Genomic DNA, 14,960 nt, shown 5'->3' with positions numbered 1-14,960 from the left:
AAAAAAGGGCAAAGGCTCTTTTTTTTTGCCTTAATAAGGGTAAGTGTATAACCATTGTAGAATTAAATAAGGGCAGGGATCTGAAATACCATTACCTTATACGAGTACTTGATTGATAATCCATTCTTATTTTTCTTCCTAATGCTCAACTTATGAGGAACCATTTTGATTCTTTATGCTACTTTACTTCAACATGACCCTTTCACGAGGAACATAGCACCCTCTTTAACTCCTTAATCAAAAAAATCCTAGTGACTAAACTCACTAGGATTTTTTATTATTTATACATTTGTTGATAATTTTTAAATTCTGCTTCAGAGCAAAGTACGAAATGTCCAGGACGAACTTCACGTAATTTTGGTTGTTCGTTTGAATAATCGTGTTGTTTTGGATCATAAACGATACGTTTACGATTGCGCTCATAATCAGGATCTGGAAGCGGAATTGCTGATAATAAAGATTTTGTGTACGGATGCATTGGGTAATCATATAATTCATTACTATCCGCAAGTTCAACAATTTTACCGTGGTACATTACACCGATACGGTCACTAATGTACTTAACCATTGATAAGTCATGGGCGATAAATAAATAGGTTAAACCTTTTTCCTTTTGAAGCTTTCTCATTAAGTTAACAACCTGAGCTTGGATTGACACGTCAAGAGCTGAGATTGGCTCATCAGCGATAATAAAGTCTGGTTGTACAGCAAGTGCTCTAGCAATACCGATACGTTGTCGTTGTCCACCTGAGAATTCATGTGGGAAACGGTTTGCGTGTTCTTTATTTAAACCTACTGTTTCAAGTAAGTCATAAACCATTTTCATTCGCTCTTCTCTGTTACGAGCTAAGCCATGAATATCAATACCTTCTGCAATGATATCTGCTACTTTCATACGCGGGTTTAGTGAAGCGTATGGATCTTGGAAAATCATTTGCATACGACGGTTAAACTGCTTTAACTCTTTACGACTTTTCTTACCATGTACATCTTCACCATCGAAAATTACTTGTCCATCAGTCGCATCATATAAACGAATGATTGAGCGTCCAGTAGTAGATTTACCAGAACCTGATTCACCTACTAAACCGAAAGTTTCTCCACGGAAAATGTCAAATGTAACATCGTCGATTGCTTTAACAGTCGTTTTCCCTGTAGTAAAGTATTGTTTTAAATTTTTAACTTCAACTAATTTTTCAACTTTATTTGACATTTACTGCACCTTCCTTCATTCGTTGAATACGCTTCATAACGGCTTCAGGTGGGTCAACTTTTGGAGCGTCCTCATGTAATAGCCATGTTGCAGCGTAGTGTGTATCAGACACTTTAAACATAGGAGGTTCCATTTCAAAGTCAATTTTTAAAGCATTTGGGTTACGTGGTGCAAACGCATCACCTTTTGGAGGATTTAATAGATCTGGTGGTGTACCAGGAATTGCTACTAATTCTGCTCCTTGTTCATTATCTAAATCTGGCATAGAAGCTAAAAGACCCCAAGTGTAAGGATGTTTTGGATTGTAGAAAATATCGTCTACAGTTCCCATTTCCACTACTCTACCTGCATACATAACTGCAACCTTATCAGCAACGTTTGCAACTACACCTAAATCATGTGTAATAAAGATAATTGCTGAATCAGTTTTTCTTTGAATATCTTTCATTAACTCAAGAATTTGAGCTTGAATTGTAACGTCAAGAGCTGTTGTTGGCTCATCGGCGATTAATAATTTCGGATTACATGCTAACGCCATCGCAATAACAACACGTTGTCTCATACCGCCTGAGAATTGGTGTGGATATTGTTTAAAACGAGCTTCAGCATTTGGAATACCTACAAGATTTATTAATTCTAAAGCAATTTTCTTTGCCTCAGTTTTACTCATTTTTTGGTGCTTAATTAGACCTTCTGTTATTTGATATCCAATTGTTAATACTGGATTTAAAGAAGTCATCGGATCTTGGAAAATCATTGAGATTTCTTTTCCACGGATATTTTGCATTTCTTTTTCGCTTAATTTAGCTAAATCTTTTCCATCGAATAAGATTTCACCGCTTTTAATTTTTCCTGGAGGGTTTGGAATTAACCCCATTAATGCTTTTGATGTAACTGATTTACCTGAACCAGATTCACCTACAATTGCTAATGTCTCACCTTTTTTAAGATCAAATGAAACTCCGCGTACTGCTTGAACTTCACCAGCATGAGTATAAAAGGAGACACACAGATCTTTTACTTCTAATAATTTACTCATCGTTCATTCTCCCTTCAAAATTACTTACTCATTTTTGGATCTAAAGCGTCGCGTAATCCGTCAGCAATTAAGTTGAAACTTAAGATTAATAAACTGATTACAATCGCTGGAATAATCATCATATGAGGGAAAGTTTGTAATGATTTAAAACCATCACTTACTAAAGATCCTAATGATGCTTTTGGTGGTGCAATACCTAAACCGATGAAGCTTAAGAATGCTTCAGCAAAGATTGCACTTGGAATTGTAAACATCATCATTACGATGATTGGACCCATAATATTTGGAATTAAGTGTTTTGCAATTAATTGAGTATTTGTAGCACCTAATGTTCTTGAAGCTAAAACGAACTCTTGATTTTTTAATTTTAACATTTGACCACGAACGATTCGGGACATACCTACCCAGCCTGTGATTACCATCGCTAGTGCGATTGAAAGGATACCCGGGTTTTTAAATATTAAGATGAATAGGATTACTACGATTAAATAAGGAACACCCATTAATACTTCGGCAATACGCTGCATGATTGTATCAGTTCGACCACCAAAGAATCCTGAGATCCCTCCAAAAGTAACACCAATTACCATATCAATTACTGCCGCTAATAAACCGATTAGGATTGATACTCGAGCACCAGCCCAAGTTCTTGTGAAAATATCACGACCTAAATCATCAGTACCAAACCAGTAATTTTCTTTAATATTTTTGTTTTTATAAACATCGTTTCCATATTGATCAATTCCGTCAAATGGTAGGAATTTTACATTTTCTAAAACACCAATTTTTGGTGGTAGTTTTGATCTTTTTAAGTCTTGGTCTTTATACGAGTGACCACTCATCATTGGACCGAATAATGTGAAGATTAATAAAATGCCAAGGATAATAAATCCTAACATTGCACCTTTGTTTTTTACAAAACGTCTTCTTGCATCTTTCCAGAAAGAATCCGAAGGTCTTGAAATTTTATCTGCATTATTCAAATCTACGTTTGCAGGTTGGAATAAATCAGATGAAATTTTTTGAGCTGTGTTGTTGTTCATTATTTATTTACCTCCTGCTAAACGGATACGTGGATCAATTACACCGTATAAAATATCTACTAGGAAAATTACGATTAATAATAATGCACTATAGAAAATTGTTGTACCCATAATTAATGAATAGTCATTTGTTTGGATTGAGTTAACGAATTGAGAACCTAGTCCAGGTACAGCAAACATATTTTCAATAACTAATGTACCAGTCATTAAGTTTACAGCCATTGGGCCTAAAATTGTAATTACTGGGATTAATGCGTTTCGTAGCGCGTGTTTTACGATTACGCCTACTTGAGAAATACCTTTTGCTTTTGCTGTAACGATATATTCTGAGTTCATAACTTCGATTAATTCAGTTCTTGAGAATCGAGCTACTGTTGCTGTAACGAATACTGATAATGCAATTGTTGGTAGTATTGTGTATTTAAAGCTTTCCCAATATGCTACCGGGAACAAATGTAATTTTACAGCTAAGTAATACTGTAAAATTGCCCCGAATACGAATGACGGAATCGAAATACCTAAAACTGCTAGAACAGTAGAACCATAGTCATATATTGTATTATTTTTCAATGCTGCTACGATACCGAAGATTAATCCGATAAATGTTCCTAATAATAATGCTTGAGCACCTAATTGCGCTGATGGACCAATACGAGTTTTAATCATATCAGTTACTTTACGATTATCGTATCTATATGAAACTCCTAAATCTCCCTTAGCTAAATTCTCCATATACTTTGCGTATTGAACAGGTACTGGCTTGTCTAACCCAAATTTAGCAAAGATAATTTGTTTTTGATCTGGTGTTAATTTTTCTGGGTTTTTTAATGGAGAACCTGGTAACAACTTCATTAAGAAAAATGTAACAGTACAAATTAAAAATAGTGTGACAAACATGTAAATAAATCTCTGTAGCACGTAACGTCCCACAACTGCACCCCCCTATTAATTTAAAAAATATTTTATTTTTTTTATTTTTTGATAATTCTTTTTGTAAAAATGGAGTATTCGGAACTTTCCACATACTCTTTAATACTGATTATAATTTTTTCGATCGATCTAACTACTTGTCCATATTATTCTCAAATATGGGTTTAATCATTTAATCCTTTTTTTGCATTTCATGTAAAATGGTGTAAATTTTTGCTTAAGCTTTTTTCCCAATAATGTAAGCGTATTCGCAACGAAGCTTTTGGTCAATATTTTTTTTACTGGAAAATTCTAAATTATTATTCTAAACAGATTATTTATAATCGTTTTTCTTTTTAGGTTGAGCTCTAAATCCCTTATAAAAAATAGCTTATTTAGATATTTATTCATAAATTTGGTAAAAAAAGAAATGATTAATTTATAATTTCAATATATCAAATTTATTTAGCGTAACATATCTCGCAATCCATAATGTATTCCCCCTAAGATGCTATAGAAATGTAGGTTAAAACGCAGAAAGTTAATATACAATTCTGAATTTTTATAGTAGAATTTTCGATAAGTATCGATTATTTTCTACAAATTTTATTATACATTTTTATGAGAGTTTTACAACAATTTTGACAAATAAATTTAATTATTTATTAAAAATAGATGGAATTGTCTTAAAAATGCTAACAATTTAAAAATATTTACAATGATTTGTTGAAACTGTTTACATTATTATTATAGTATAGCATTATTAAGTCTACAATATATAATTCTTTCCAATAGGAGGATCACAAATTAAATGTCTAAACACTATATCATTGTCGTATTATCTACCATAGTACTAGCAGCAATTATTTCTCTTACCGAAGGAACTTTAAACTTTTTCCTTCATTTCACAAACGCAATATTCTATATTGGACTAACATTATTTGTTATTAGTGGTTTTTTATTAATTGTACAAAGTGGATTTTTTAATATCACTCGCTTTGGAATGCGTAAAGTATTCGGTACGAGAGACGAGCAGATGGCAGAAATGACTGGAGATGAGTCACTTACTGTTAAGAAGGATATGATCTATAGAAGATATAATTTTTCAGTTACAAAACCATTACTGGGAGCTTCAATCACATTAGTTATCCTATCTTTTTTATTCAGTTTTATGATTATTAAATAAATGATGTATCAACATCTTGAAAGTTGAATATAATTAAGATATTATCTATAGAAAGTATATATAAGCTATGATGAAGAGTAGTACACAGATTTAGCATGTTAAGAGAGCTTGTGGTTGGTGAAAACAAGTCATGCTCCCTGTCGAATGGACTTCTGAGCTTCGAACCGAACATCTAGTATTAGTAGGCTTCGACGTGACTCAAACGATAGATGAGAGCATGAATTCATGCATGAGTGATTCCTTATTTGGAATAACTAGAGTGGTACCGCGGTTTAATCGTCTCTATGTAGTAGAGAGATTATGCCGCTTTTTTTATTTTAGCTTTTTTTAGGAGGATTTTTAAGATGCAAACTATTTTTAGTGGAATTCAACCAACATCATCTGGAGGTATAACTTTAGGTAACTATTTAGGTGCGGTAAAACAATTCATTGAATTACAAAATGATTATAACTGTTATTTCTGTATTGTTGATCAACATGCGATAACAGTACCGCAAGACAGACTAGCTTTACGAAAAAACATCCAAAGTCTATCGGCAATTTACGTTGCTGCAGGATTAGACCCAGAAAAATCAACTATTTTTATCCAATCAGAAGTACCTGCCCATGCACAAGCAGGATGGATGATGCAATGTGTATCTTATATCGGTGAATTAGAACGTATGACACAGTTTAAAGATAAATCATCTGGTAAAGATGGCGTATCTGCTGCTTTATTAACTTACCCACCTTTAATGGCCGCTGATATACTTTTATACGGTACTCACTTAGTTCCAGTAGGAGATGACCAAAAGCAACATCTAGAGCTTACTCGTGACCTAGCAGAACGCTTTAATAAGAAATATAATGATATCTTTACGATCCCTGAAGTTAGAATTAGTAAAGACGCTGCTAGAATTATGAGTTTAGCTGATCCTACTAAAAAAATGAGTAAATCTGATGAAAATCAAAAAGCTACAATTTTTGTTTTAGATGAGCCTAAAGTAATTGAAAAGAAAATTAAAAGTGCTGTAACTGACTCAGAAGGCATAGTTAAGTACGATAAAGAAAATAAGCCTGGTATTTCAAATTTATTAAGCATTTACTCAGCATTTACTGGTGAAACAATTCAAGAATTGGAAAATAAATATGCTGGTAAAAATTATGGAGAATTCAAACAAGATGTTGCAGATGTAGTAGTAAACGGTTTACGTCCATTACAAGAACGCTATAAAGAAATTATTTCATCGACTGAATTAGATGATATTTTAGATGCAGGAGCACAAAAAGCAAATGCCGTTGCCAATAAAATGATTAAAAAAATGGAAAATGCTATGGGACTAGGACGCAAGCGAAAAAAATAATCTTGGTTTTACGTAAAGTAAAAAAAGTGATCGGTGTCTTAAAAAGTGATAGAACTTTAGAGACACCTTTCATTTAGTCAAGTAATAAAAAAAACCCACAGGGCTGATCTAATCACCTTGTGGGTCTTTTTTGCTTAGAGGCTATTTTAAATAACCTCTTTTAATTTACTTTTTGTTCGTGTTCCATTTCCCATAGTTTTTCAAAGAATGGTTGACCTTTTACGATTCTTCCGCATAATTGCTCATGTCGCTCTGACCATCCACATTTAATTTCATCATATAATTGGGACCATATATCCTCAAATGACAAATCCTGAATTTGTTGATAAGAACTTGGATTCCACTCAGTGTACCAATATCGAATCTCCGAAGGATTTTTTGATGAATGCAGTTGATCTAACGCCATAAATAATAACTGCTTTAGTTGTCTTTCTTTTCTTGTGAGTCCGCTCATAATAATTGGCGAAGGTGACAGAATATGATGTTCTTTTGTGTCATCATTGACGATGTTTTGAAGATTATAGTGACTTACTTCAATCTCGGCTGTCATATCATACACCATTTGTTCTTGCCTTGGTATTAAACGACTTTTTCGAATTGGGATATTATACCCAATTGTGTCAACCGCTATAATACCATTACCGTCAGTTACTACAAAGCAATAATCTAGCTGAATTCGCTCATGATTCTTTCTTACATAGGACTTTTGAAACACTTCAGTTAATAGACCGGATGGAAGCTCTAATAGTTCATTTTCAATATACTGATATAACTCTGGAGTAACCTTAATGACTGGAACTTGGTCTAATAATTCAACACTATCATCTTTTCTCCATTCAAAAAAATGACAGACATTGTAACCATTTTCTTCACCTTCAAACCAATTGACCCATACATCATGTAAATACAACATTTACTACCCCTCACTTCACAACTGTATGTAACTTTCAGTATGGTCAGTGATTCACTAATTTATTCCATTTTCCACTGAATTACAAAAAGTGTTTAACAAACTGAATGAAATATCGTCAATAAATCATTAAAATATTACAGATTTTAAGCTTCTCTAATCCATAAATACTAAGCCATACATTCTATACAATCTAATAATCCACTCCGGTAGAATCGTTTGCATTCAAATCGAAATATAATGTATTGCATTTTCCTTAATCTTTTTACTTGGCGTTCGTAAAAGGACATCAGTTGACCATTCTGTTTGCTCTGTACAACTTTTAACAATGTCATATCCGACACTGTAACCCAATAATTTTGGAATTTCTTTCCCACCATACAAGTATTTGGAAAAATTATCATCATTACTTGTTATATCAAGTTTATCAATTAAATATTTTTTATAATATAATTCACATTGCTTGGAAGAATATTGCTTTGTCCATGGTGCCTGAACTGCTTCTCCATACTTATCTAAAACTGCAGTTTCAGCTAAACCTTCTAAAATCATTGCATCAAGTAATGTGACCTTTTTGTTTTTATATAACTTTGTCAATCTTACAATATGATGATACTCATGTAATAATACTGCTTTATGTTGTAAAATTCCTTCTAAAGGAGACAAAAATAAACAAATACAATTTTTATGTGCGAGTCCGCCCCTTTGGTAAGTCGTGTTTAAAAACATATTTCTCGTTCTATGACAAGGAAAAATAAAAATAGGTAGGTCAGGTCCATTAAACTCTCTTTTTAACTTCTCAAACTCTTCCGAAAGGCTTTTCCATATACCTTTTTCATCTAGTTGTTTCAAGTCATCTTTACTTAAGATTGAAAGCCTCGATAAACCGTGGGAAAGAAGATATTTATATAAACTCTCCTCATTAAATTTCGGAAAATATGGTAAAAGTTTTTTCATTACCGCTTGTTTATCTTCAATAAAATCAACCCATTTATAAGTTGGCATTATCCCAAGTTAATCACCTCAATTTACTATAAAGTATGATAATTAACTAGTGAAAGTTACCTTTTTTCATTATAACTTCTAATAAAAAAAGCTTAGGTAAGGACCTAAGCTAGTTGTTAAACGATATAAAAATGATTTCAAACTTATTTAGTGAATTCTTTAAACGCTAAAGTTACATTATGTCCACCAAATCCTAATGAATTAGAAATTGCTGCTTTTACATTATATGGTCTCGCAACATTTGGAACATAATCTAAATCACATTCGCTATCAGTTTCTTGATGATTAATTGTTGGAGCAATTACTTTGTTATGGATTGTTAATGCTGTAATAATTGCTTCAATTCCGCCAGCTGCCCCTAACATATGACCAGTCATAGATTTCGTTGAGCTAATTGGTACATTGTATGCATGTTCACCAAATACTTCTTTAATTGCCATCGTTTCAAATTTATCATTTAATTCAGTACTTGTTCCATGTGCATTAATGTAGTTAATATCCTCAATTGATAAACCAGCATCATCAAGTGCCATTCTCATTGCACGTGCGCCACCTTCTCCGCCTGGAGCTGGTGCTGTAATGTGGTGTGCATCACCAGTTGTTCCGTATCCAACGATTTCAGCATAAATCTTTGCTCCACGAGCTAATGCGTGCTCTAATTCCTCAAGGAATACGATACCAGCACCTTCACCAATAATAAAGCCATCACGAGCATTATCAAATGGACGACATGCTTTCTCTGGATCTGGATTTAATGATAAAGCTCTCGCAGCACAGAATCCAGCAAGACCCATATCAGTAATTGGTGCTTCTGCGCCACCAGTAATCATTGCAACAGCATCGCCACGTTGAATAATTTTAAATGCATCACCAATTGAACTTGCACCAGAAGCACAAGCTGTAACTGTACAACCGTTTGGACCTTTAGCACCTGTTAGAATAGATACTTGTCCAGATGCCATATCAGGGATTAGCATTGGAATAAAGAATGGGCTTACTCGACGAGCACCTTTTGTTTTGAAAGTATTAAACTGTTCTTCATATGTTTCCATACCACCGATACCAGAACCAATCCAAACACCAACTTTTGGAGCAATTTCTTCATCAATCGTAAAGTTTGCATCTTCTAAAGCCATTTTTGAAGCTGCAATTGCATAGTGAGTAAAACGGTCCATACGTTTTAATTCTTTTTTATCAATATATTTTTCAGGATCAAAGTCTTTTACTTCTCCCGCAACTTTAACAGGGAAATCATCAGGATTTTTACGAGTTAGAACACCAATTCCACTCTTTCCATTCATTAAATTTTCCCATACTGTATTTATATCATTACCAATAGGTGATACTGCACCTAAACCTGTAATAACAACTCGTTTTTTCATATCAAAAAATCCTCCTTCAATTAGATTATCTTCCGAATCGAAGTGCTATTGCACCCCAAGTTAATCCGCCGCCAAATCCAACTAATACTAATACATCGTCTTCTTTAACATTACCTTTTTTATATTCTTCAACTAATGCAATTGGAATTGAAGATGAAGATGTATTACCATGACGATCAATAATTACACTCATTTTTTCTTTAGGAAGTTGTAATCTTTCTCTTGCTGCGTCCATTATACGAGTATTCGCTTGGTGTGGAATTAAGAAATCCACTTCTTCTTTAGTTAATCCTGCTAATTTTAATACATTTTCACAAGAATCTCCCATTTGACGAACTGCAAATTTAAATACTTCTCGTCCATTCATTACTAAGTGATCTCCACCTTTATAAAGATGTTTACCACCTGTACCGTCTGCACCTAATTCATAAGAAAGAATTCCTCTACCTTCACTTACCGGACCGATAACCGCAGCTCCTGCACCGTCTCCAAATAAAACTGCCGTATTTCGATCTTCCCAGTTAACAATTTTAGTTAACTTTTCAGCTCCGATTACTAGAATTCTACTGTATGTACCAGTTTTTACAAATTGAGTTGCAGTTACAACCCCATAAATAAATCCAGCACAAGCAGCACTAATATCCATCGCAGCAGCATTTTTAGCTCCTAGTCTTTCTTGAATTACACATGCAACTGATGGAAACGACTTATCTGGCGTAACAGTTCCAACTAAAATTAAGTCAAGTTCTTCAGCTTTTACATCTGCATCCTTTAACGCTTCTACTGCAGCTTCATATGCTAAATCAGAAGTATCTTGTTCGTCACTAGCAATTCTTCTTTCTTTAATTCCTGTACGGCTAACAATCCACTCATCTGAAGTGTCCATCATTTGTTCTAAATCATAATTCGTTAATTTTTTTTCGGGTACGTATGAGCCAATACCTAAAATTCCAGCATTCATTAATATCCCCGCCTTACTTTTTTATTTTTTATGTCTTCTTATTATTACCTGGTACTAATTTTATGAAATAATATGTACTTTGTCTACATTTTTATCTTTTAAAAGATAGGCTATGTAAAAAAGATGAAATATTTCTAAGAGAATACCTTTCATTGGACGAATCTTAAAGCCAATGAGAAGAATTTTTAAACGAATAGTATTCTACTACAAAAAAGGAAATAGTTCAAAAAACGAACTATTTCCTTTTTATCATTCAATATACGGATCGGAATACAATTCATTAATAAAGATGAAAATGTTGTTGTATTTGCTGTTTTTGCTTTTGTATACCGTCCTCAAGTGAAGTTGTATTAATAATAACAAAAGGAGTTGCATCTATATGGTTTCTCATTTGAGAAAACTTTATTCCATCAATCATATTTTGTAATCCGGTAAAATTTCCGTCCTCTGGTAAGTACATACATTGTTTTGCTGTAATGATATATTTATGTTCTTTTAATTCCTTCTCAGAAATAATTCGAATTGCTTTACCTACATCTTCAACAAATAGAATTTCATTGGAACCATATATGTTTTTTATCGAATCATTTCTCTTTCCTAAGTCTTGAACAATCAATTCATGTACTAAACCTGCGGATGGCTCCCAAGGTCCATATAAAGAAGGAATTTCAATATAAGTAATCGTACAATCTATATTTTTGCTCAATTCATTTACAGTTTTTTCTAAGTCAGCTAATTCTTTTTTTGTAGATAATAAAAAGATAATATCCTTGCTTTTGCTAATAATCTTATTAAAAAATTCTTCGGTAAACTCTAAACGATTAATTGTGCCCCTTAATTTTAATTCGTCATAAAAATGACAAATAAAAATGGTATCATATTGCTCATTCTCTAATAAAAATTGCTCTTCATCCAAAAAGATGACCCTTGCATTTCTTCCAATTGAGAAGATTTTTTCTTCACTTATTAAATCACTTTCATTTCCTTTTTCCATCACAACAGCTGAAACATCATTATATTCCATTAGTTGGCAAACTAACTCATATCCTATAAATCCACTCGATCCAATAACAGCACACCTTTTCATTATTAACCTCCTTCTTTTAAAAAATATAATAACTACAAAACATCCTGATATTTTTTTAAAAACTTTATTAAGTTTTTTCCACAATCAAATTTTTTCTCTTCTAATGAAATTAAAATAGAAATCGGCAAATTATTTTTATGTCGTTCTTCTTCTAAAAGTCTAATATCACTTTTCCATTTAAAATGATTTCTTGTTGTCGTGTAAATTTTAATTGGTGAGATTGTTTCATAAAAAAAACATTCTCTATCTATAACCATATATATGTCTGAAGCTTTATATGCCTTCAAAATTTCATGAACTGTTCTTTTATAAAACAGTTTATTTTCTCTTTCTAAATCTAATTCATTTTTTAAATTCAACGAAGGATTTAATAATGAAATACTCCTTACTTTTTCCTTTAAGAGGCCAAGTAATTTACAAACAACAAGTGCTCCAGTACCTTCCCCAATTATATGAATAGATGGATTCAAAATTTCTTTTCTCATGACTGAATGATATAAACTTTCTGCTAATTCGACAGCGTCATCAGAACCCCAATTTTTTCCATACAAATTTGAAGTGAATACTGTGTATCCTTCATCTGTTAAAGTTGATAATAACTTTCTTTTATCAAAATGCTGCAATAAGCAACTATGTGCATTATCTACGTAATGAGTATTCCCACCGACATAGAGTACTCCGAAACCATTCGGTCTAATAGGTAGATGAATAACTGCATATTGATCCTCTTGTTTAAAAAATCTCTCAGTTACAGGCATTCTTATCACCTTATTATTAATGTAGTATTTTTGGGGAATTATAAAATAGGTTAAAAAAAATTCTTAAATTACTTTTTTTAATTAAAACTTTTTAATTATAACTTCAATTATCAAATTTCTAGGTATATAATATGATAAGAACTAACTAGATAGGAGTGATTAAAGTGCGTTTTATTATGACATTGTTCTGGAGCTTTGTTTTATGCCAAATGGGAGCTTACGTTTTAAGTTCAATGACTGGCGGAGAATATAATTTCACAACTGCTTCAGTTATGGCTGTAGTATTATCATTAGCTATTTCAGTTCTTAGCGAAGCAATAATCCCTAATGAACCTGTTGCAAAACACCACTAAAATCTATATATAACATATGTTGTAGCACCCAAAAACGTTCAAGTAGGTATATACATATGTCTTCAATTTATAGGTTTAGTTGATTTATAAAATACAAAAATTTTGATAAATACCTTCAGTATTTTGTATATTGTAATCGTATAAAAAAAGCGCCCTCGATCAACTAATCGAAAGCGCTTTTTTTATTTCTTTTTAAGTTTTCATTAGATGTTCTATTACATTTCTTAAGTTAATACAATTATTTAAATTTGGATTTATATGTCCACTTTCTGTTATGGTTTTGTGTGTCTGGGAAAACTTCTCCAGCTTGGAGTTTAATTTGTTTTGGGTGATTTACATTACTTCCTGTTTCACCGATTTCCACGTATACTCCATTATTTGGTGCTTTGTCGCCTGGTCGAAATTGATGTGCTTGACCCATAATTCATTCCTCCTTCTATTTAGGTTCTTATTGTTCCTCTAAAAATAAAGTTTTTCCGCTTAAAAAGATGGTATCATTAGTAATTATTGGCTTATTATCCAATAATATTTTTTCTTAAAAAGATTAACATTAAAAAATAAAAGGTGATGAAGATGAAAACAAAACACTTAATTGCACTAGATTTAGACGGCACCTTATTAACGGATGAAAAAACGATATCTGAACGTACTTTAAAAGTGATCCAACAGTTAAAAAATCAGGGTCACGAAGTATGCATTTCAACCGGTAGACCTTTTAGAGCTAGTAAAATGTATTATGACCAATTAAAGCTCACAACTCCAATTGTAAACTTTAATGGTGCTTATGTTCATCACCCTCTTGATGATTCGTGGGGAGTTTATCACGAATCTTTACCTTTAGAAGTGGCAAAAGAGGTAATTAGTTCTTGTAGAGAGTATGAATTAAAAAATATGTACGCTGAAGTAATGGATGATGTTTACGCCGATAAACACGAAGAGGAGATTCTCCCACTTTTTCACTATTTAAAAGAAGATATAATCCATGGAGATTTAGTTATAAATCTTACGCAAGCTCCAACGTGTCTTCTAATCGATAGTGAAGAGTCTCATGTGACAAGTATTCGTGAGCACCTATCTAATGTCCACGCAGAAGTCATTGATCACCGTCGCTGGGCAGCACCTCATCATATCATCGAAATTGTTAAAGCAGGTATGAATAAGGCAATAGGTCTACAAAAAGTAGCATCTTACTATAATATACCCCGAAAAAACATTATTGCTTTTGGGGATGAGGATAATGATTTAGAAATGATTGAATATGCGGGTCAAGGTGTTGCAATGGGGAATGCAATCCATCAATTAAAGAATATTGCAAATCATACAACATTATCTAATCAAGAAGATGGAATCGCGATTTTCCTTGAAGATTTTTTTAACTTAAAATGATAATTTGGCTTTGTCATTAATTTCAAAGATACCTAATAATAACCACTTATAACAATTTGCTATTGGTGCATTCTATAAAGGACTTCACCAAATGGATTATCCACTTTTTGATTTTGATCAATTACTATTGGAAATTCTTAAGAAGTCAAAACAAAAGCTTTCCTATTTAGGAGGGAATCACGATGGGCAAAAGTAATAAGTCTAAGCGCTTTATTCAACAAAGTTCTGATTCTGTTACAAAGTACTCTGAAAAATTCCCTTATCACTTTACATTAGCTGAAGCAGAAGAGCGAAAAGCTAATCATAGCCAAAGCTTTAATGCTTAATTTAAAGCATTAAAAACAAAAAAACAACCATTGGAATAAACCTTTGGTTGTTTTTATTT

The 14,960-nt window shown here is 32.6% G+C and carries 16 protein-coding genes and 1 other annotated feature; of the genes, 5 read left to right on the top strand and 11 right to left on the bottom strand.

What is annotated here, in order from left to right; genetic code table 11:
• Positions 1-277: 277 nt before the first annotated feature.
• From ACSBO6_RS05095 to opp3b, 4 genes are read right to left on the bottom strand one after another with little or no spacing between them, the layout of a single operon-like run.
• The gene (locus tag ACSBO6_RS05095; RefSeq protein WP_098844238.1) at positions 278-1,213 is read right to left on the bottom strand and encodes an ABC transporter ATP-binding protein; all 936 of its coding nucleotides are present in this window, start codon (positions 1,211-1,213) and stop codon (positions 278-280) included.
• The gene (locus tag ACSBO6_RS05090) at positions 1,203-2,252 is read right to left on the bottom strand and encodes an ABC transporter ATP-binding protein (RefSeq protein ID WP_098844241.1); all 1,050 of its coding nucleotides are present in this window, start codon (positions 2,250-2,252) and stop codon (positions 1,203-1,205) included. The genes ACSBO6_RS05095 and ACSBO6_RS05090 overlap by 11 nt, the downstream gene beginning before the upstream one ends.
• 20 nt (positions 2,253-2,272) lie before the next feature.
• Positions 2,273-3,295, bottom strand: coding sequence for an oligopeptide ABC transporter permease (gene opp3C, locus ACSBO6_RS05085; protein WP_098844244.1), 1,023 nt, complete (start codon positions 3,293-3,295; stop codon positions 2,273-2,275).
• A gap of 3 nt (positions 3,296-3,298) precedes the next feature.
• Positions 3,299-4,225, bottom strand: coding sequence for an oligopeptide ABC transporter permease (gene opp3b, locus ACSBO6_RS05080; protein ID WP_098844246.1), 927 nt, complete (start codon positions 4,223-4,225; stop codon positions 3,299-3,301).
• Between the two features lie 790 nt (positions 4,226-5,015).
• Between opp3b and ACSBO6_RS05075 the strand changes: the two genes are divergently transcribed.
• Both ACSBO6_RS05075 and trpS read left to right on the top strand, forming a co-directional pair.
• The gene (locus ACSBO6_RS05075; protein WP_098844249.1) at positions 5,016-5,390 is read left to right on the top strand and encodes a DUF3899 domain-containing protein; all 375 of its coding nucleotides are present in this window, start codon (positions 5,016-5,018) and stop codon (positions 5,388-5,390) included.
• A gap of 58 nt (positions 5,391-5,448) precedes the next feature.
• Positions 5,449-5,677, top strand: a binding site (T-box leader).
• A 57-nt stretch (positions 5,678-5,734) separates the two neighbouring features.
• Positions 5,735-6,733, top strand: coding sequence for a tryptophan--tRNA ligase (gene trpS / locus ACSBO6_RS05070; protein ID WP_098844252.1), 999 nt, complete (start codon positions 5,735-5,737; stop codon positions 6,731-6,733).
• A gap of 160 nt (positions 6,734-6,893) precedes the next feature.
• Here trpS and ACSBO6_RS05065 read toward each other — a convergent pair whose 3' ends face one another.
• The 6 genes from ACSBO6_RS05065 to ACSBO6_RS05040 form a co-directional block, all read right to left on the bottom strand.
• Positions 6,894-7,646, bottom strand: a complete 753-nt coding sequence (locus tag ACSBO6_RS05065) for a YjbA family protein (RefSeq protein ID WP_098844255.1) — start codon at positions 7,644-7,646, stop codon at positions 6,894-6,896.
• Positions 7,647-7,868: 222 nt separating this feature from the next.
• A complete protein-coding gene (locus ACSBO6_RS05060; RefSeq protein ID WP_098844258.1) occupies positions 7,869-8,648 on the bottom strand; it encodes a DUF2268 domain-containing putative Zn-dependent protease in 780 nt (259 codons plus the stop codon).
• 143 nt (positions 8,649-8,791) lie between these two features.
• Positions 8,792-10,030 carry a beta-ketoacyl-ACP synthase II gene (gene fabF, locus ACSBO6_RS05055; RefSeq protein ID WP_098844261.1) on the bottom strand — a complete coding sequence of 413 codons (1,239 nt, stop codon included), beginning with the start codon at positions 10,028-10,030 and terminating at the stop codon, positions 8,792-8,794.
• Positions 10,031-10,055: 25 nt separating this feature from the next.
• Positions 10,056-10,991 (bottom strand): beta-ketoacyl-ACP synthase III, encoded by a 936-nt coding sequence (locus tag ACSBO6_RS05050; protein ID WP_098844264.1) that lies wholly within the window; start codon positions 10,989-10,991, stop codon positions 10,056-10,058.
• A gap of 280 nt (positions 10,992-11,271) precedes the next feature.
• The gene (locus ACSBO6_RS05045; RefSeq protein WP_498844262.1) at positions 11,272-12,078 is read right to left on the bottom strand and encodes a hypothetical protein; all 807 of its coding nucleotides are present in this window, start codon (positions 12,076-12,078) and stop codon (positions 11,272-11,274) included.
• Between the two features lie 32 nt (positions 12,079-12,110).
• On the bottom strand, positions 12,111-12,836 hold the full coding sequence (locus tag ACSBO6_RS05040) for an alpha/beta hydrolase (protein ID WP_498844261.1): 726 nt from the start codon (positions 12,834-12,836) through the stop codon (positions 12,111-12,113).
• Positions 12,837-13,000: 164 nt separating this feature from the next.
• Here ACSBO6_RS05040 and ACSBO6_RS05035 point away from each other — a divergent pair, with 164 nt between their 5' ends.
• Positions 13,001-13,189 (top strand): YjzD family protein, encoded by a 189-nt coding sequence (locus ACSBO6_RS05035; RefSeq protein ID WP_069032973.1) that lies wholly within the window; start codon positions 13,001-13,003, stop codon positions 13,187-13,189.
• Positions 13,190-13,427: 238 nt separating this feature from the next.
• Here ACSBO6_RS05035 and ACSBO6_RS05030 read toward each other — a convergent pair whose 3' ends face one another.
• Positions 13,428-13,610 (bottom strand): YjzC family protein, encoded by a 183-nt coding sequence (locus tag ACSBO6_RS05030; protein WP_098844273.1) that lies wholly within the window; start codon positions 13,608-13,610, stop codon positions 13,428-13,430.
• 152 nt (positions 13,611-13,762) lie between these two features.
• Here ACSBO6_RS05030 and ACSBO6_RS05025 point away from each other — a divergent pair, with 152 nt between their 5' ends.
• Entirely contained in the window at positions 13,763-14,575 is an 813-nt protein-coding gene (locus tag ACSBO6_RS05025) for a Cof-type HAD-IIB family hydrolase (RefSeq protein WP_498844260.1), read from the top strand.
• Positions 14,576-14,757: 182 nt separating this feature from the next.
• On the top strand, positions 14,758-14,901 hold the full coding sequence (locus ACSBO6_RS05020) for a hypothetical protein (RefSeq protein ID WP_180232797.1): 144 nt from the start codon (positions 14,758-14,760) through the stop codon (positions 14,899-14,901).
• The last annotated feature ends 59 nt before the right edge of the window (positions 14,902-14,960 follow it).

Source organism: Bacillus sp. AL-1R (assembly GCF_052180195.1).
GTDB lineage: Bacteria > Bacillota > Bacilli > Bacillales > Bacillaceae_G > Gottfriedia.
This window is presented reverse-complemented; position numbering and strand designations above follow the sequence as displayed.